The organism is Pseudoalteromonas nanhaiensis, assembly GCF_051235485.1.
GTDB classification, from domain to species: domain Bacteria; phylum Pseudomonadota; class Gammaproteobacteria; order Enterobacterales; family Alteromonadaceae; genus Pseudoalteromonas; species Pseudoalteromonas lipolytica_C.
Genome location: NZ_JBPNYQ010000006.1, coordinates 48,692 through 67,649 on the forward strand (window position 1 = coordinate 48,692; position 18,958 = coordinate 67,649).

Annotated in this window: 19 protein-coding genes; 5 read left to right on the forward strand and 14 right to left on the reverse strand. The window is 40.4% G+C overall.

Features of this window, described 5'->3' with window-relative positions:
* The first annotated feature begins 23 nt into the window (after positions 1 to 23).
* Positions 24 to 944 carry an AEC family transporter gene (locus tag ACSFVZ_RS07625; RefSeq protein ID WP_295512678.1) on the forward strand — a complete coding sequence of 307 codons (921 nt, stop codon included), beginning with the start codon at positions 24 to 26 and terminating at the stop codon, positions 942 to 944.
* A gap of 3 nt (positions 945 to 947) precedes the next feature.
* Here ACSFVZ_RS07625 and ACSFVZ_RS07630 read toward each other — a convergent pair whose 3' ends face one another.
* From ACSFVZ_RS07630 to sixA, 4 genes are read right to left on the reverse strand one after another with little or no spacing between them, the layout of a single operon-like run.
* Complete coding sequence (locus ACSFVZ_RS07630; RefSeq protein WP_435558526.1) at positions 948 to 1,682, reverse strand: SDR family oxidoreductase; 735 nt, start codon at positions 1,680 to 1,682, stop codon at positions 948 to 950.
* Between the two features lie 2 nt (positions 1,683 to 1,684).
* The gene (locus tag ACSFVZ_RS07635) at positions 1,685 to 2,155 is read right to left on the reverse strand and encodes an ASCH domain-containing protein (RefSeq protein WP_435558528.1); all 471 of its coding nucleotides are present in this window, start codon (positions 2,153 to 2,155) and stop codon (positions 1,685 to 1,687) included.
* Positions 2,139 to 2,489, reverse strand: coding sequence for a RidA family protein (locus tag ACSFVZ_RS07640; RefSeq protein WP_435558529.1), 351 nt, complete (start codon positions 2,487 to 2,489; stop codon positions 2,139 to 2,141). The genes ACSFVZ_RS07635 and ACSFVZ_RS07640 overlap by 17 nt, the downstream gene beginning before the upstream one ends.
* Before the next feature lie 49 nt (positions 2,490 to 2,538).
* Positions 2,539 to 3,015 carry a phosphohistidine phosphatase SixA gene (gene sixA, locus ACSFVZ_RS07645; RefSeq protein ID WP_135923930.1) on the reverse strand — a complete coding sequence of 159 codons (477 nt, stop codon included), beginning with the start codon at positions 3,013 to 3,015 and terminating at the stop codon, positions 2,539 to 2,541.
* Positions 3,016 to 3,211: 196 nt separating this feature from the next.
* Between sixA and ACSFVZ_RS07650 the strand changes: the two genes are divergently transcribed.
* Positions 3,212 to 5,932, forward strand: coding sequence for an insulinase family protein (locus ACSFVZ_RS07650; protein WP_435558531.1), 2,721 nt, complete (start codon positions 3,212 to 3,214; stop codon positions 5,930 to 5,932).
* Between the two features lie 176 nt (positions 5,933 to 6,108).
* Positions 6,109 to 8,223, forward strand: a complete 2,115-nt coding sequence (locus ACSFVZ_RS07655) for a sensor domain-containing protein (RefSeq protein ID WP_435558602.1) — start codon at positions 6,109 to 6,111, stop codon at positions 8,221 to 8,223.
* On the opposite strand, the gene ACSFVZ_RS07660 is transcribed toward ACSFVZ_RS07655, so the two are convergent.
* Entirely contained in the window at positions 8,220 to 8,414 is a 195-nt protein-coding gene (locus ACSFVZ_RS07660) for a hypothetical protein (protein WP_135923927.1), read from the reverse strand. The two genes, ACSFVZ_RS07655 and ACSFVZ_RS07660, sit on opposite strands and share 4 nt — an antisense overlap.
* A gap of 374 nt (positions 8,415 to 8,788) precedes the next feature.
* Between ACSFVZ_RS07660 and ACSFVZ_RS07665 the strand changes: the two genes are divergently transcribed.
* Positions 8,789 to 9,265, forward strand: a complete 477-nt coding sequence (locus ACSFVZ_RS07665) for a DUF4234 domain-containing protein (RefSeq protein ID WP_135923926.1) — start codon at positions 8,789 to 8,791, stop codon at positions 9,263 to 9,265.
* Between the two features lie 78 nt (positions 9,266 to 9,343).
* Here the strand turns inward: ACSFVZ_RS07665 and ACSFVZ_RS07670 are convergent, their stop codons facing one another.
* From ACSFVZ_RS07670 to efpL, 7 genes are all read right to left on the reverse strand, one after another.
* On the reverse strand, positions 9,344 to 10,663 hold the full coding sequence (locus ACSFVZ_RS07670) for a DUF58 domain-containing protein (RefSeq protein ID WP_435558532.1): 1,320 nt from the start codon (positions 10,661 to 10,663) through the stop codon (positions 9,344 to 9,346).
* Positions 10,660 to 11,643 carry an AAA family ATPase gene (locus ACSFVZ_RS07675; protein ID WP_138557453.1) on the reverse strand — a complete coding sequence of 328 codons (984 nt, stop codon included), beginning with the start codon at positions 11,641 to 11,643 and terminating at the stop codon, positions 10,660 to 10,662. Before ACSFVZ_RS07675 ends, ACSFVZ_RS07670 begins: the two co-directional genes overlap by 4 nt.
* Positions 11,640 to 12,788 (reverse strand): hypothetical protein, encoded by a 1,149-nt coding sequence (locus ACSFVZ_RS07680; protein ID WP_435558533.1) that lies wholly within the window; start codon positions 12,786 to 12,788, stop codon positions 11,640 to 11,642. The genes ACSFVZ_RS07675 and ACSFVZ_RS07680 overlap by 4 nt, the downstream gene beginning before the upstream one ends.
* On the reverse strand, positions 12,778 to 14,238 hold the full coding sequence (locus tag ACSFVZ_RS07685) for a hypothetical protein (protein ID WP_435558534.1): 1,461 nt from the start codon (positions 14,236 to 14,238) through the stop codon (positions 12,778 to 12,780). Before ACSFVZ_RS07685 ends, ACSFVZ_RS07680 begins: the two co-directional genes overlap by 11 nt.
* On the reverse strand, positions 14,228 to 15,178 hold the full coding sequence (locus tag ACSFVZ_RS07690) for a stage II sporulation protein M (protein ID WP_435558535.1): 951 nt from the start codon (positions 15,176 to 15,178) through the stop codon (positions 14,228 to 14,230). The genes ACSFVZ_RS07685 and ACSFVZ_RS07690 overlap by 11 nt, the downstream gene beginning before the upstream one ends.
* Entirely contained in the window at positions 15,175 to 15,903 is a 729-nt protein-coding gene (locus ACSFVZ_RS07695; RefSeq protein WP_435558536.1) for an RDD family protein, read from the reverse strand. Before ACSFVZ_RS07695 ends, ACSFVZ_RS07690 begins: the two co-directional genes overlap by 4 nt.
* Before the next feature lie 177 nt (positions 15,904 to 16,080).
* Positions 16,081 to 16,653, reverse strand: a complete 573-nt coding sequence (gene efpL / locus ACSFVZ_RS07700) for an elongation factor P-like protein EfpL (RefSeq protein ID WP_135923919.1) — start codon at positions 16,651 to 16,653, stop codon at positions 16,081 to 16,083.
* A gap of 190 nt (positions 16,654 to 16,843) precedes the next feature.
* Here efpL and ACSFVZ_RS07705 point away from each other — a divergent pair, with 190 nt between their 5' ends.
* Positions 16,844 to 17,230: an MmcQ/YjbR family DNA-binding protein gene (locus tag ACSFVZ_RS07705; protein ID WP_135923918.1), complete on the forward strand. Its 387-nt coding sequence runs from the start codon at positions 16,844 to 16,846 to the stop codon at positions 17,228 to 17,230.
* Between the two features lie 14 nt (positions 17,231 to 17,244).
* Here the strand turns inward: ACSFVZ_RS07705 and ACSFVZ_RS07710 are convergent, their stop codons facing one another.
* Positions 17,245 to 17,775 (reverse strand): GNAT family N-acetyltransferase, encoded by a 531-nt coding sequence (locus ACSFVZ_RS07710; RefSeq protein WP_138557449.1) that lies wholly within the window; start codon positions 17,773 to 17,775, stop codon positions 17,245 to 17,247.
* Positions 17,776 to 17,899: 124 nt separating this feature from the next.
* Entirely contained in the window at positions 17,900 to 18,829 is a 930-nt protein-coding gene (lepB, locus tag ACSFVZ_RS07715) for a signal peptidase I (RefSeq protein ID WP_435558537.1), read from the reverse strand.
* Between the last annotated feature and the right edge of the window lie 129 nt (positions 18,830 to 18,958).

The window sequence follows — 18,958 nt, forward strand, 5'->3', positions numbered from 1 at the left end:
GTCTTCTTGTCATAAGGCCTAATGTGCATATTTTTTCGATTATTTTTCCACTGATTTTTATCGTTTTAAGTGGTTACATTAGCTCGCGTAGCAAGTTTTTATCGAAAGAGCACATAGCAGGGTTAAGCAAGTTTACCTTTTACATTAGCGTGCCTGCTTTTCTATTTTTGAATATGGCACAAGCCGATTTAAAAAATAGTGTTTCTGTTGCCGGCTTTTTAAGTTTTTATATTCCAGTATTAGCTATTTATGCCCTTGGCTATGTAATTGACCGGTATTTTATAGCAACGCAATCTGCACCATCGCGTCACGCTGTATTTGCTCTTGGCAGTAGTTACTCAAATACCGTACTGGTAGGTCTGCCTATTATTATTGCTGCTCTTGGGCAGCAAATGGTCGGCATTGTGTTTATGATCATCACTTTTCACAGCGCATTATTGTTTACCCTCACCTTTTTGCTCAGCGCTAAGTCGCAGCAAACATTCTCTTGGCGAGCGTTTGCTAAAAACATGCTACTGAACCCAGTCGTGTTGAGTATCAGTAGTGGCCTTGCTGTTAACCTATTTGGTTTTACACTTTTTGATGATTTAGCAAATGGTTTAAGCTTACTTGCTAAACCCGCCATTGCGTGTGCGCTATTCGTGTTAGGGGCAAATTTGGTGTTCTATAAAGTTGCAGACAACTGGCAGGCCTCCGTTATTGCTACCATCATCAAACTTGCCGTTTTACCTTGTGCTGTATACTTTTTTGCTAGCCACGTTTTTAATTTGGAGCAATCTCTGCTGAAAGTACTTGTCCTTTTAAGCGCCTCTCCTTTAGGTGTAAACGCTTATTTAATTGCTAATCAAATTAAACAACATCAGGCGACACTGGCAAGTAGCGTTGTGCTTTCAACGGTGTTAAGTGTAGTGAGCTTTAGTGTTTGGTTAACTATTTTACTTTAGTTTTTATAAACCACCTGAAACATCTATAAAACTGCCTGTTGTAAATGATGCTTGCTCACTTGCCAAAAAGTAAATCGCTGAAGCGACCTCATCAGCTTCTCCACCACGCCCCAGCGGCAATTTAGATTTTAAACGATCGACGCGGTTTACTTCACCACCATCACGATGCATATCGGTATAAATAAGACCAGGCCTTACCGCATTAACTCGAATACCTTTACTCGCTACTTCTTTTGCAAGGCCAATAGTGAAGGTATCAAGTGCTCCTTTAGATGCAGCATAGTCTAAATATTCATTTGGCGAGCCGGTTCGCGACGCACCCGATGACACATTCACAATACTACCTTTATCCATGCGCTTAATTGCTTCTCGCGCACACAAAAATGCCCCTGTGACATTGCAACTTAAAATAGTGTTAATACGCTTAGCATCCATCTCTAATAACGGCATTTGCGGCATCATCATCGCCGCGTTATTCACTAACACGTCTAAGCGCGCAACCAGCCCATCGAGTTTGGCGAACATGGCGATTACTTGCTGCTCATCTGCGATATCGGCTTGCAACAAATAGGCATTCACGCCATAGGCTTTTAGCTTATCAGCGACTTGCTCTGCACTTGCGTAATCTGACTTATAATTAATACACACATCATAGCCATGTTTAGCAAACAGCTTTGCTGTCGCGGCACCAATACCTCGTCCGCCGCCAGTGATAAGAACCACAGGATTTGAACTCATGCTCACTCCTTAAAAATTAACTTAAACTGTTCACACACTAAAGGCATATCGGGATGACATTGATAGCCTGTGCCAGCTAATTCTCGCTGATAAAAGTCCCAATGTACGCGTTGCCAATATTCAAGGCTTTTGTCGCCTTCGCCTTCTAGCGCGGCATAATCTGCGCTTATTTGATTAAATGAGGTAATGGTTACAGAGACAGTTTCAATAATGCCTAGCGGCTGTCCTAGCCAATTAGTAAAAATGGCCAAATCACCCACTTCAGGAAGGGCTTCATTGTTGGCTTTAAACCAATAAAGTGAAGGGGTTGTTGCTTGTTTTACACCCTTTAAAACCAGCAATGCGCAGTCATTGGCATCTTGCTCATTATCACAAAAATGCCAACTTGGTAATTGAACAACTGCGCACCCAGATTGCTCATTAAAGCGAGCAATCAACTGCGCAATTCGCTGCTCGTTACTTAACAGATGCAACAACAGATATCTCTACAAGCAGAGCATCGCGCGCCATTTTTGCCTCAACACAAGCGCGAGCAGGTGCATGGCCTTGGGGTACCCATGCATCCCAAACAGCATTCATCTCGGCAAAATATTCCATGCTTTTCAGATAAATAGTGGCACTTAACATATGCTTTTTGCTACTACCAGCCTCAATGAGTAAGGCTTCAACTTTATCAAGCATAGTTTGAGTTTGTTCAGTGATATCTTTTTCGGCATCAGCACACACTTGGCCACACAAGTAAACAGTGCCGTTATGCTTAACGATGCGGCTCATACGCGCACCCGTTTGTAAGCGTTCAATTGTCATAGTAAGGACTTAAAAAATTAACAGTGGCGCTAATTTAGCAAATCCACTGTTATATTTCGACGTTATTTGGTGAGTGAATACTATGGTAGTAACTGCGCTGATTGTGCTCATCATATTCAATTACGGCGACTGCGCCAGTATTAAAAATAGGCATGTGGCCAGGACTCAACTGATCAACTAAATAGCTGACTATTGGCATGTGCGCTACCACTAACCAAGTATTACACTGAGGATGCATGGCAATGAGGGTTTCTAAATAATCAGCAGCAACTTGTGGCACGCCATCTGGCGTAATATCGCTACAAGTTTCATTAAATTGTAACGAAATATTTTGCGTTGCATCAGTAGCGGTTTGTTGAGCACGAATGTAAGGACTCACCAACAGAGCATCTGGTTTATAATGTGTTGCTAACCATTGCCCCATTCTACTGGCTTCTTGATGACCATTTTCGGTCAGTTGTCTTGCTGCATCATCTGCTTGCATTGGCGTTGCTTCGCCATGGCGCATGATTAAGATTGTTTTCATAAAAAATCAACCGATTAAAGAATATAAAACAGTAGCCAGTTTGCTTGATTGTTAGCTATATTAGAATATCATCACTAGATACATTAAACATCCGCTTATTGATATTCAGGTAGATTTTCATTGCTGTGCCATTTTTAGCCTTCCTGAAGTTATCATCTGTTGTTAGCGAGTTAACGCATTCTTTCAGGAGCATCTTTTGAATATCAGCCGCAATGATAACAGAACATATCAGCCCCTAACACTGGACAATGGTCTAAAAGTGCTCTTGGTGCAAGACCTTGAGTCAACAAAATCCGCGGCTTCTATGGCGATAAACGCTGGTCACTTTGACGATCCTCTTGATAGACAAGGGCTCGCTCACTTTTTAGAACATATGCTTTTTTTAGGTACCGATCTGTACCCAGAGTCAGGCGGGTTTTCTAATTTTGTTTCACAATCAGGTGGCAGTACCAACGCATGGACAGGCACTGAGCATTCTTGCTTTTTCTTTGATATCAATAACCAACAATTTTCAGAAGCTCTGGCTCAATTTAGTCGCTTTTTTATTGCGCCACTATTAAGCCCTAACGAAACTGCTAAAGAACGAAATGCGATTGATGCAGAGTTTAAATTAAAAATAAAAGACGATGGCCGTCGTATTTACCAAGCCCATAAAGAAACCGTTAATCCTGCTCACCCTTTTGCTAAGTTCTCGGTTGGTAACCAACAAACACTTGCAGATCGTGAAGGTTGTATTAGCGATGAATTACGTGCCTTTTTTGACCGCCACTACCAAGCACAATGGATGACTTTAGTCATTTGCAGTAACGAAGATATTGCCACAATGAGCGACTGGGTAAGCCAATATTTCAGCGCCATTAAAGGGCAGCAAAAAAGTAAGGCGATCATTGAGCAGCCTCTTTATCGCAAACAAGACTTAGGTAAAGTACTGCATATTGAGCCACACAAGCATATGCAAAAGCTAATTATAAGTTTTGCAATGCCGAACATTGATGACTTTTATCGTCACAAAACGGTGAGCTTTATTGCTCACTTACTCGGCTATGAAGGCAAAGGGTCGCTGTATTCAATTTTGAAAGAGCAAGGTTGGATCAACGCGCTTTCTGCAGGTGGTGGTATCAATGGCAGTAATTTCAAAGACTTTAACATCAGCATGGCGTTGACAGATGAAGGTATTGAATACTATGAAGATATCGTCGAAATGGTGTTTGAATATATCTGCTTAATTAACCAAAACTGCGATAAGTTGCCGCGTCTTTATCAAGATAAAAAGAACCTTTTGCAAATCGCCTTTGATAATCAAGAAAAAGCACGCTTAATTGATTGGGTAAGTAATTTAAGCATTAACATGCAGCATTATGATGAAGCTAACTATGTTCAGGGTGACTACCTTATGGAAGGCTTTAATCAATGTGCCCATGAAATTGCTATGCAGTGGCTTACGCCAGACAATATGCGCTTAGTGTTAATTCACCCAGGTGTCGAACCTGAGCATACGACAGCATGGTACAATACGCCTTATAAAATTGAGGATATTTCTCCTTGCTGGTTAGAAGCACTCGGCGAAATAAACACCCCCCTGCCTAAAATGTGCTTACCAAGCGCCAATCCTTACCTTAATAAAGAGGTTGAGTTACTCCCCTTAGACGCGCCAACAAAAACACCAGAATTACTTGTAAAACAAGAAGGTTTTGATTTTTGGTTTAAGCAAGATGCAACCTTTCGTGTTGCAAAAGGGCATTTTTATTTAGCAATGGACTCTTCCTTTGCGATAAAAGATGTTAAGCATATGGCACTCACACGTTTGTTTGCCGACCTATTTATGGACAGTGTCGCTGAACAATTTTATCCAGCAGAACTGGCTGGCCTTAGTTATCATTTAACCTCTCACCAAGGCGGTTTGACCTTACATACTGCAGGCCTTTCATCGAGTCAGTTAGAGCTGGTTAATGAGTTACTTGAAGCACTCTTTAATGTTGAGATCTGCGCAAAACGCTTTGCAGAATATAAAAAGCAACTAGTTAGGCATTGGCGAAACAGCAATCAAAACAAACCTGTAGGTGAATTATTTAGTATCCTTGGTGCACAGATAATGCCTTGGAACCCAGAACCAAATGCGCTTGCACAAGCTTTAAAAGATACGAGTTTTCATCAATTTAATTGCTTTAGAGAAGAGTTTTTCAAAGCATTGCATGTAGAGTCTTTTTTGCATGGTAATTGGCAGCGTAGCGATGCATTGAAATTTCAAAAACAAATCGCTGAGCACCTCGCTGGCAGCAATACCATTATTGATTTAACCAGACCTCTATCTACTATTACGGATGTGTCGCAGCAGCGCTTTTGTTTAAATTGTAATGACCATGCGATGGTTCTTTATTACCAAGCTCAAACCGATGCGACTGAAGAAAAAGTAAAAATGATGTTGTTGAACCACCTCATCAATCAAGATTACTTCAACGAATTAAGAACCAAGCAACAGCTAGGTTATTTGGTAGGCGCAGGTTACGCACCTTTCAATACCCGCGCTGGTATCGCTTTTTATGTGCAATCCCCTAAACATAGCGCTGATGAAATTTTAAAACGTCATAAGCAGTTTATTGAAAATTATGTAACACAGATCTCACAAATCAGTGAGCAACAATGGCTTGATACAAAAGCAGGCTTAGTGACTCATATCGCAGAAAAAGACAAAAATTTGCGTCTTCGCTCACAGCGTTTATGGCTAGCCATAGGTAATCGCGACAGTGATTTTAACATGCAGCAGCAACTTTTAACTGCCCTAGAAGCATTAAGTCTGAGCGATATGCAGCAATATGTGAGAGAGATATTCAGCGATGAACGCCCAAGAATAGAACTTTTAAGCGAACCTAAGACTAAAAAGACAGCAAAAACCACCCTTTATTCGCATTCTCTTTGACTCATTCGTCAGCTTGGATTAAATTAACTGATGCGAATTAGGGTAATGCATTAATGACAAAAATAATAACAATGATTTCTGCTTTTCTAACAATAAGTATAGCGAGCGTTTTTAGCGCCGCTGCAAGCCCCATAGAACTTGAGCAAACAACTTTGCTGTTAATACCAAGTGGGGTGATGTTGTTATTATTGCCGTACCTATTATTTATAATTTTCAAGCTCAAACGCTCTCGCCATCAACTCCGTATCTCAGAACATCGACTAAAAAGTACTGTAGAGGGAAGTGGAGATACATTGTGGGATTGGAATATAAAAACAGGCGAAGTGCTACGTATTAACGACAAATACACCGCGAATACTAATAACACCAGCGACTTCCCTCCTAATCGTGACCTTATCCATCCCCATGATGTTCACCAAGTAGAAAAAGCACTAAAAAAACATTTTGCTGAACACACTGCTTTTTTCGAAGCAAGTTACCGTATTAAAGATAATTTTGACCGTTGGCACTGGGTATTAGACCGCGGAAAAATTATAGAAAAAGACGCAAACTTACAGCCATTACGCATGACTGGCACCGTGCGGGATATTTCGCAATTAAAGTCCACTGAGGCACGCTTAAACTTATTTGCTAAATGTGTTGAGTCATTAACTGACGCGATTGCTATTTACGATAAAAACTTCAAATTAGTCGATTTAAACCCAAGCTTTTTAACCTTGTTTGGTGGCAGCCGCGAGCAATACCTAAAAAAAGACTTCATGCTTAATGGTTATGACCAAAGTTATGTAGATGAAGTTAAAGCGACTGTTAAAGCCACTGAACATTGGCAACAAGAAGTCAAACTGAGAAACGCCAAGCGACAGCTACTGCCCATTGAAATTTCAATTGATGAAATCAAAAATGAGCACAATCAAATTTGTAATTATGTGGTTGTATTCTCTGATCAAACTGAACGAAAAAAAGCCGAATCGCAACTTCATAATTTATCAAACCGTGACCGCACAACAGGCTTACCTAATCGAAATCTGTTCTTCACGAATTTAAAGAAGCTCGCTAAGCAAGATAACCATCATGCCCTGTTAGTTTTCGATTTAGATAACTTTAAAAAGATCAACGACTCACTTGGTCATCAACTTGGCGATAGCTTGCTGTCTAAGCTTGCGATGCGTTTGAATAAACTTACCCGCGAAAAAGACGTATTTTATCGCCTAGGTGGAGATGAGTTTGCACTGGTCATGTCGGGTACCAACGACATACACACCATTACTCGTATGGCTAAGCTATTTTTAGCGGCGATAGCTACACCATTCAACATGGCAGGCCATGAGCTGGTGATCACATCGAGCGTCGGTATTGTGTTATTTCCTGAAGATGGTAATACCCCAGAGTTATTGCTTAAGAATGCCGATACAGCCATGTATCATGCCAAGAAAAAAGGGAATAGTTACCTATTTTTCAACGACACTATGAACCGCCAAGCCGTCAAAAGGCTACAAATCGAAAACTTGATGCGCTACGGCTTAAAAGAAGATCATTTTGAAGTCTATTATCAGCCGAAAATGAATATTCGCACTGGCAAACTAGATGGTATGGAAGCACTGGTTCGTTTTATTACTCCTAAAAAAGGCATTATAAGCCCGGGCGTATTTATCCCTATTGCAGAAGAAACCGGGCAAATCATCGAAATCGGCGAAGTGGTATTAAACAAAGCATGTCGTGATGTAAAAAACTGGATTGATCAAGGCTTATTTAACGGCCGAGTTGCGGTTAACTTATCAGCGAAACAATTCAGCTTGCCTGATTTGACCACTCGCATTGATGTAATTTTACAAAAAAATGAGCTGCCATCTTATTTCTTAGAACTTGAAATTACCGAAGGTACGGTAATGGATGACCCTAAAGAAGCGATAACAATTATGCGCTCACTAAGCGCTCGTGGTATTCACCTAGCAATGGATGACTTTGGTACGGGTTACTCATCATTGGCCTATTTAAAGCAATTTCCGCTTAACACCTTAAAAGTTGATAAAGCCTTTATTGATGATATGCAATCAGAGCGTGGTCGCAACATGGTCGACTCGATTGTGACCATTGCCCATAACCTTGATTTACATGTAGTTGCTGAAGGGGTTGAACAAGCTGACCAAGTGACAATGTTAGAACAATTAAAGTGCCAAACAATACAAGGTTATTTCTATTCTAAACCGTTATCACAGCCAGAATTTACAGAATTTTTAAAAAGCCAGCTCGATAAGTCTGCGCCAAGTTTATTAAGAAGCGTAGAAGCCTAAGGTCGCCAGCCACATGATTGGCGGCCGATATGACGAATAAAGGCACGTCGATAATGTACGTTAAACAAACACCACGCAATTGGGCCAAGCATTCCACCGAGAAGCATCCAACGCTTTACTGGCATCCCTTTAGACAACGACTCTAAATACATCACCAAAACAAACATACAGCTTAAAATAACAAATAGCACACAACACCTCATTAAAAATCAGCGGCAGTGTACATAATTCACACAGCTTTTGGAACTTCACACTTTATATAGTCTGCATAACGCGTGTTTATACAACGAACTTTTTATTATTTTTACTAGGTAAAGCAACAATTAATGTGTACTAAATAATTACGATTTACTAATATAGGAACAAACTAATACCAGTTCGCTTAATTAAGTGGTCTATTTTGAGGCATTAAAACCTCGTTGATAGCAAGGCAAAAATTTCGTTATTTAGTTGTTCTAAATCAGAAATTTTTAACGCAGATAGCGACAGGTTTAACCTCTCAAATAATTTAGTATTTTTGTGAATTGGTGTAATCAAGGAACTAACAAAAAAATGAGGATCCGTTGTGTCTGAAGAATCAACAAATGTATATGAAGCACCTGAAGCAGAGCTAACTCAAGCAAATACAAGTGGCAATAAACCTATTTTAAACTTCGAGCGCTTCTCCGCTTGGGGCGTATTCTTTTTGAGTCTTATCACATTAGGTATCTACGCCTTATACTGGCTAGTAAGCCGCGCAAACAAAGCAAACGCACTTGCTAAACATCAGGTAAATCAAAACTTAATTTATGGCTATGTTGCTATTTACGTAATCAACTTTGTTTTGGCATTCACCGATATTTCTGAAGTCTTGTCTGCTATTGCTTCTATTATTTCTTTAATTGTTGGTCTGGTATTCATTTTCTCGCTACGTACTTCACTAAAAGAGTTAATTAATGAAGGCAGCAATGAGCCCGTACATTTAAGTGGCATACTCACGTTTTTCTTTTATGCGATTTATTTCCAATACAAAATTAATGAGGCCATTGATAATCAAAAGTAATCGTTTCACAGGTTTCGTTAATTAATAAAAAAGGCATTGAATTCAATGCCTTTTTTATTAAAGCTTGGTATTCGGGTATTACAACGCCCCTGAGTGCTTCACATTCAAATAGGTATTAAGCACATGCGGTAACAGCTGCTCAGGGTTACAGTCTATGGCTATCACCCCTTGCTTTTTCAGCTTAGCCATATTGGCTTTATGTGAATTTAGTAGTGCTAATGCTGCACAGTAACTGGTTGCATCTTCATACTTTTCTATAGGTTCTTCGAGCACTTCACTCACGGCACGATTGTTAATATTGATAAGTGCGACCAAGTGATGTTTTTGCAATAGCTTTATTGCAGGTATTAACTCGTCAATACTTTGCTCATCTAGGGTGGTGACTAATAACACTAAAGAGCGTTTACTGCGCTTAGCAATTAACTGGTTTACAGCTACCAAATAGTCACTGCTGCTATTATCTGGGTATAAATCATAAAAATGATTCATCACCCGAGATACATTCTGCGCGCCTTTAACATCGGGTAACCAGCGTAGGTTTTGGTTAAAGCTCTGCATACTAAACCAATCACCTTGCTTTAAAACCGTGTGAGAAAGTAGTAATAATGCATTTAATGCATGATCAAAGTGGCTGCCTTCATTGGCTTCCATGGCCATTTTTTTTGAGGCATCAAGCATAACTATTACATGCTGGTTTTGCTCTTCTTGATACTCTCGCGAAATTAATTTTCGGCGTTTACTTGTTGCCTGCCAATCTATCTGCCTGACGCTGTCACCTTGGCGATATTCGCGTAATTGCTGGAATTCAATACCATCACCGCGCTTTTTGGTGAGTTTTAACCCCGAAATAGGCTTATTCACGACCCCGTTTAAATGCTGTTTCGAGGTAACACGGCTAAAGTCTGGGTAAACCTTTAACTGAGTAGCTTGAGTTGCCAACCAATTTGCTTGCCAAAGGCCTAGTGGCGACCCCACCCTAAGCTCAATCGCACTAATTTGTGCATCCCCCCGCTTATGGGCGCGTATCATAAAGACCAGCTTTGCCTGTTGCGTAGCGTCAATGAATAGGGTTTGCACTGGCTTTAACAATTCAATAGCGTTGCTTAAATGCACACTCACATCTAATTGCTTAGCATGTTTGGCATTATTTTTAATCAACACGTTTAAATCTTGGCGTCTGTATAACGCCATATTTAGGTTAGTTTCTGCGCTTACTTCGAGTAAAGGCGTTGACTTAGCTGCCAAGCAATCAACAATTGCAACTAAAGCTGGCACCAATAACAAGGCGGTTAAAAGCATGCCATTGACCTGAGCAATAGCACACACAAGCATAAGCAACAGAATGAGTGCTGTTAACACAACTAAACGTTTTGCTGGCCTAAGCTTGATACGGTTCATGAGCGTGGCGCTTCAACACTGGCTAAAATAGCACTGATCACTTCGTCAAACGAAACACCTTCCAGTTCTAAGTCCGCAGATAAAATTAAACGGTGCCTTAAAATATTTGGCGAGACTAGCTTCACATCATCTGGGGTAACAAAATCACGGCCATTCATCAATGCCATTACTTTTGCAGCTTTAATGATATTAATTGAGGCACGTAACCCTGCACCGTGCAGCACGCCTTGCCAAGTTCGTGAGCTACGAACTATATCAACGGCATAATTAAGAATTTGCTCGTCTACTAAAATATCCGCACAAAGCTGTTTAATTTCAGCAATACGCTTGGCATCTAATACCGCTGGAAGCTGCTCCACTTTGCTTTCATTAGAAACTATTTGTGTATTCAGTTTTAAAAGCTCAACTTCCGATTCATGAGAAGGAAAACCAAGCTCTACTTTCATCATAAAGCGGTCTAATTCGGCCTCTGGTAATGGGTAAGTCCCTTCTTGATCTAGTGGGTTTTGAGTGGCTAATACCATAAACGGGGAATTTATTAATAACGATTCACCATCAATAGTGATTTGTTGTTCTTGCATCACTTCAAGTAAGGCTGATTGCGTTTTTGCTGGCGCACGGTTAATTTCATCAGCAAGTAAGATATTAGTAAAGGCAGGGCCTTTTTTGATATTAAACTCACCTGACTTCATATCATATAAACTATGCCCTACTACATCCGAAGGCATTAAGTCTGGGGTAAATTGTACACGTGAGAAATTTACACTTAAGCTTTTAGCTAAAGCTCTAACAAGTAATGTTTTACCAAGTCCCGGAACCCCTTCAAGCAGCACATGGCCACCAGCAAAAAGAACGGTAAGCACATCTTCTACAATGGCATCTTGACCGACTAACACACGCGAAATGTTATGCTTTACTTGTTTAACTGCATCAGCGGCCTCAACTAAGCTCATGCGATTAGTGTCTAATTCCGTGCTCATAAGGCATTCCTTAACTGTTTAAATCGTTTTATATAATTTGTTCTTTGTGTTTTTGAGTCAGGTAACTTGCTAGCCAATAGCTGCGCTACCTGTTGTTTTTCAAAATGGGTTAAATTAGCAATACTCTGCGCCTGTTTTTCTGCGCTTAGCATTTTAAAGTTTGGTACACGCGCTTCTACCTTGCTGTAAAAGTCTTTCTTGAGTGCGGCAAATAATACGGCTTCATGGCCGTGTTCAGAGTAAAAATTAGCGAGTGCACGAATATGCTGATTAAAACTGGTTTTAGCTTCAAAATCAGGGGCGTATGCTCGGCCAATACGGCTCGTAATATGCCACACTGCAAGCACAATTAATAACACTAGAGTCACTACAAATTGCCAGCTCCAGTGCCAAAGCTTTGCAAGCCAATTAGGGTAAGTCAGGTACGGAACATAGCTAATACTCTTAGCGCCTTTACTTAACCAAAGTAATAGACTGCCATGGTCGAGGTGGCGCAAACGATAGTTAGTAAAAGGTAATAACGATGGCATCACAACTACTCTGCCTTGACCAAAGGCAAAATCACACATTACGGTTTTGCCCTCAGAAGTATTTGTACTTACACCAGGGCAGTTTTCGATGTAAAAGGCACGGCTTAATTCAAGTTCGAGCTCAGTATTTTCATCAATAGACAACACACTGTTTTTATCTCCCTCTTTGCGCATCGCAAAATCATACTCAAAGACATCTTCTTGACTTAGCACATTGATGCCAAGCTGCCCAAAGAACACTGAATTATCGATTGCTAGCTCTTCGCGCTGCCTATTTAATACATAAATTAAACGCCCGCCATCAGCGACCCAGTCAGCAAGCTGAGTATCAAGCAGATAAGAGTCAGCAAGTACGGCTTCATCTAAAATTAAAATGCTTTTTGGATCTATCGCAAGCTCTTCACTTTGTGCTTGTTCAGCCAAGTGTTTATCTTTGATCCAACTTATTCCATTGGCCTTTAAAAGACGTTGGGCCATGGTGAAGTTATCTTTGGCAACATCTGAATGAAACCCTATTTCAACTTCTTTTTTTTCCCAATCTAATGAGGCCAGTGAGGCAACAATAAACACGGTAAACAAGACTAATAGAGCAATTAGCACAACCTTAAGCTTCATGGGCTTGCTCCTGAGTATTTGCTGTCATTGCTGTAATTTGTGCAGTTAACTCTACAAAATTGATATCAGGGGTTTTATGACCCCAAGCAACCGTGACCCATGCAGAAAATAAGCGGGCAAATATCGCTTGCCCTTGATTTGGCACCTTTGCATCAATTGCACGTTTACATTCGCGTTCAGTCATCGAGCGGTGCAGGAGCACTTGGTGATGCTGCTGAGCCCAACTCAGAGTATGATGAAGCAAATACGCTAACGCTAAGCGATGCTCACCTTGCTCAAAGCATTGCTGTGCAGCAGCAATTAAATCTGCTGGTAAATCTTTACTTTTAATCTCTGCAAATAAGGTTGGGATCACTGACTCTTCAGTTACTTTTGTGCGCTCAGGTAAGCTTAAGTTGGCAAAAAAACCTCGTTTTTTAATCAAGTAATAAACGAGCCAAACCAGTAATAATCCAACTAACAGCCAAACTAATACACCAAACCCATTGCCTATCGCTGTAAACAGGTCGATAAGCCATGACCAATCACTGTGTGATGAACTCTCTGTAGGCTCTAAATTTGGCACCCAGGTGGTTTCTGTTTCGATGACATTAGGCTCATTATAGAGTGCGGTGACTTGCTCTTTTATCGCTTGCTTATCGATTTGCTCAGCATAACTAGTTGATGGTTGCAGGGTAAACATTGTTAGCATAAATAGCCCTACAGCACTGAGTAAGCCTGCGAGGCGGGTACGAATGTTTTTAAATGCCAGCTCAATGTCCCAACCTTCAAGCTCTACACGGCGGTGTAAATAAGCAAGAAATCCACCACTAACAAATAAAGGTGCAACCAACGAAATACTAATTATGTAGATAAGGTTAAAAGCTATCTCTAGCCACTCTGGAGATTCAAAAATTTGGTACATAGCCTCTTCGGCAGAAAACGATTGGGGGATTAATGCGATAGTCAGTGCCGATATCCCCATCAACAAAATGTATTCAAAATGCACACAAAACAGCATCCATAGTGTTTGCTTAGGCTTCGTTGAGGCAAACAATACTTGCTTACGCTTGGTTTTTCGCTCACCTGAAAGTCGCTCTAGTTGCTCAACTGGCGCTAAAAATGCACGATTTGGGCTAAGCCTATATATCGTTAAATGAGCGGCCATGTCGGTCATTTTTAACTGTTTCACTGACCTTAAACTACGACTAATACTTAGCGGCTGATTAAACACCGCTTTTGACATGTAATCGAGTAATGGCCGCTCAAATAGAGGCTTGAGCCACCAGATAACAAAAGCACTTATTCCCCAATTAAACAACAGGCCAATCATTAAAAACACCGGGACTGCCATTATTAAATACATAGCTACCAATGCTACAAAGTGTTGCTTAACCAGTAATACCGTTAAATCAAAGGTTTCATAGGCGCTGCGCTTACGAGGGTTAAAGCTTAGGTGATTAAGCTCCATAACGCATACCCTTATATAAGCGAAAAATCACATAAGCCCAACAGCCTGCGCCAACAACATACTTAATTTCATTAGCAATATCACGAGGTGACCAAAATGCTTCAATAAAAGCGGCTATCACCAACATTAAAAACGCCCCAACAATCAGTGGGAGTGCTTTTTGAGCAGCCTCTTTCATCGCATATGCACGGGTAAACTGGCCGGGATTTAAAAGCCCGTAACCAATCTGACAGCCTGCCGCTGAGGCAATTATGATAGCGGTTAACTCAAACGAGCCATGGGTGATAACAAATGAGAAAAACGGCCCTTCAAAACCTACATTAACAATATGAGCGGCAATAGCCCCAAAATAAAAGCTATTGAATAATAAGAAAAAGGCAGCGCCTACACAGAACAACACACCGCCTGCAAACATCTGAAATGCAATACCAATATTATTGTAAATGTAGACCCCGAACATCATGAGATCTTGTGATGCGCCTCGCTCAGCCGATTGTACACTACCACTGGGGTTATACATTTGTTCGATATTAAGGACGGTGCCTTGCCCTAAAAATGTATAGACGGCATCAGGGTCAAGTGTCACCCAAATAAAAGCAATAAGAGCCAATCCCCAAAATGCCAATAAGTTAATACCAAGCATTAAACGGTTTTCATATAGGGCGCGAGGAAATGCTGTGCGTGCTACGTGCCATAATTCAGAAAATTGATTACTACGCGATAAATAAAGTCGCTTTTGCCCTAACTGCACGAGTCTATTGATTTGCTCAATCAACACGGGGCTGTATTGACGACTTTGCGCAATGGCTAAGTCATTACACACTTTTCGATACAAATTAGGAAAGTGAATAGGTAAAGCCTCTGTACTTTTTTGTTCACACAAAGTCTTAAATTCATCCCAGCGTTCACTATTCGACTTTACAAATTGAGTTTGTTTCATGGTTTACCCTCTTGCGGTGGGTAATCTGTATTATCATTGACTTGTCCAGCATAATGGCGCGCATAACTGAGCAATTGCCACTCAATATTGTTTTCATCTGTCGCAAATGACTCTGCGAGAATACGCGCTAGTTCGTGGCGCCTAGCATCAGATAACTCGTCATGACGCTCAGCAAAAGCCAGCACTGCAAGTTGCTCTTCGGTAGTTAAACTTACTGTAGGTACATGCACTTGGCCTTTCGACAGCTCTGGTCGCGCTTCTAACTCGTCTTCATAAATAACCATAGTACCAGCAGCCCAATCACCAATTCGCTTGAAACGGTTGTTAAACAACATAACCACAAGACCCAAGAAATAGCCTATCGGTAACATATCTGCGGGGCGTAATAAGTTGCGCACCACTATTTGCGAAAAGCTCGCGGGTAAGCCATTATCTTGCACAACACGAATTTTAAGTCTTTTTTTACCGGGTGTTTGGCCATTCTCCATTTCATAAAGAATGTTGTACCCCCAAGAAATTACAAAGTAAGCAATTAAAATAAGCCCTTGCCCTGCATCACCTAAAAATGCCAAAGCGCTGCTCACAGCAATTAAAACAAGGCCTCGGATAATAAAATCAATAAGGTAAGCGTAGCTTCGGGCAACAACGCCAGCAGGAGTTATGGCGATATCAACGCCTTCGGGAAGTTTTATATATTCTCTGTTTTCCAATCCGTGGTTTAACATTAATCGACAACTAGCATTATTATTGTTTTCGTAAGCCCTTAATGATGCGGCTTTTTTGTCCCTTTTTCAATGCCTTTGTAGGAGCAACCTTTTATTCTGTCGCTTAATAAAACACTGAAATACTATTTTTTGACACAAAAAAACCGGCAAATAGCCGGTTTCTATCAGTGAGTGCTATTATTTCTCAGCACGGCCCATAAATTTATGTTCAACCGTGTTGATACGAATTCGGTCGCCTGTAGAAATATGCTCAGGAACTTGAATCGTTAAACCCGTTGTTAAACGTGCAGGCTTTGAACGTGCACTAGCAGAAGCACCTTTAATTGAAGGGTCTGTTTCTTCAACAACAAGTTCAACGCTTGATGGTAAGTCTAGGCCAACCGGAGCACCATCAATTACAATTACGTGAAGACCCTGAGTTTCTTCATTAACGAATAAAATTTCTTCGCTAATCGCTTCTTTGTTTAAGTTATATGGCGTGTAATCTTCATTATCCATGAAAACATACTCTTCACCGTCAATGTAAGAGAACATTGCTTCACGGCGAGTTAAGTCAGCTAGCTTTAACATGTCGCTGTCTTTGAATGTTTCATCCACTTTACCGCCTGTTACTACATCGTATAAACGCATGCGGTATAAGCTACCACCTGCACGACCTTGCGGTACAGAACGTTGAATATCTTTAACTACTAAAACACGGCCGTTATGCTCAATAGCGGCGCCTTTTTTAACTTCACTTGCCTTAGGCATGGGTGTATTCCTATCGTTTTTTGATGACAGGAATTTACCACGTAATAGCGTTTGTTCAATAAAAATTTATAGTTTTAAATCACATCTGTGATTTATCCTATTTTTCAGCAAATTATGGCAATAGTTGTCTCCAAACTACGAAAAAGCTGCTATGTTTATAACTACGAAAAATGACTTCAAGGATTGGATCATGAATCAACACGCAGTACACGAATATTTAATGAACAAGCCATTGGTGATGATCACACAACCATTTGGCCAAGATGTCGATGTTTATAAAGTTAATCATAAAATGTTTGCTACCCTCGCAGAGGGCAAAGAAGGTCAAACAGATGATGAAGGCAACCTTGTATGGTGGCTTAATCTAAAGTGCGACCCTGATGAGGCTCAAGCATTACGTGATATTTTCCCGTCTGTGATCCCGGGTTATCATATGAACAAACGTTTATGGAATACGGTTATTTTAGATGGCACCGTACCACAAGGAGAAATTGAACGAATGATCGATAATTCGTTTAATTTAGTGGTTGCGAATATGCCAGAAAAAGACAGAAAAGCGATTGAGCTTCATCTGTAAAAGTTTTGCACTGATCACACTCTGTGATCAGTGCAGCTTAAATGATAATGATGATCGGCATACAAAATACCACCAATTGCATAGGCGTCAGGTTGCTTTTCAATCAGCTGAAAGCCACACTTCTCAAGTACTTTTTCTGAACCGATATTACCTTCGGTAACAACCGCTTTAAATTCACGTACAGCATGTTCTGATGCGGCATAATCGAGCACCGCTTGCAAAGACTCAGTGGCATAGCCTCGACCATGAAAGTTAGGCAACAGCAAATAACCAACTTCTTGTATCTCAGGGACAGTTGATGAGGTAAACCCAGTCACGCCAACTTCTTTTCCTGTGCTGGTTTCAACAATCACTAAACACAGTGGTGTATTCGAATTTGGCTGCCAAGGCTTTAAACGTTCATTAAACTTAGCGCGTAGCTGCGCTTCTGACGGCTTATCAAAGCATTTCGCTATTACTTGGGCATCATTATGCAAAGTATAAAACAATGGCCAGTCATCGGCATTTAACAGCCGTAATGTTAATCGCTCAGTGGTGAGAGTCATGGTGATTAATCAATTAGTAAATAAGCCTAGTTATAACAAACCGACATAGCAAGTTAAATACCACTTATGGCCAATATCGAAGCAAAAAGCCCCGCTCAATGAGCAGGGCTTTTATATTAATTTGTTACCAACTGAGAATGACTTTTCCTATTAGGTTATCTTCAGGTAAAAACCCCCAATAGCGACTATCTGAGCTATTATCTCTTGAATCCCCCATAACAAAATAATGGCCTTGAGGTATTTCCCACTCACCATGTCTGCTACCGACTTGGCTGAAATAATGACTTATTAGATCCATATGATTGTCATTCACTAAAATCTGGTAGCTACTATCCTCATTCGCTTCTTGTAGAATTTTTAGCCCATTTTCATCTTGTGAAACTAGCGATTGTTCAATAACACTATAATCGGAGCAATTATCTGTAGGCTGCTTACACGCCTTTTTGATATAGAGTGTTTTATTTCGATATACAACCCTATCGCCAGCTAAACCAATGACCCGCTTCATCCAAATAGATTGAGGGTTTTGCGGATATTGAAATACGACAATATCTCCTCTCCTTACTTCAGCTGTCATCTCAGATTTTAAAACTTGTTGACCTAAATATTGATAATTACCATAACCTAGCTTGCTGACAATAACTTGACTGCCTTTTTCTAGCGTTGGAGCCATTGATGAAGCAGGTATAGTGAAAAATTCAAAACAGAAAATCCTAACTAAAGTAAGGCAAGTATAAATAGTAGTAAAAAGTAAAAAAGTAACCCACCAACGCGCGAACCAAGCCCTCTTTTGAGAAGCGTTATAATGTTGAGTTACCCAAAAAGCATGAATGGGACAAATAAGAATAAATACACTAGTGAAATAAATGCCTTGATACCAATCTGACTCTTCTGCATTTGCTTGTAGCCTAATATCAAACAAATAACATATAACCATCAACACAAAGTATGTAATGAACAATCTGGCTTTATTAACGTACAAAAATACAAATGGTTGTAATAACACACCAAGAATTATTGCGATAAAACCTTTGGGTTTCCATGTAGTAGACACTCTCATTTCCTTATTTAACTTAAGTCATTGCAAATAATTGTCCAATGTTAAATATAAAATCACAGTGATGCCATAAAGCTTCTAACATTTTTTTAAAAAGCAAAAAGCCCCGCTCAATGTGAGCAGGGC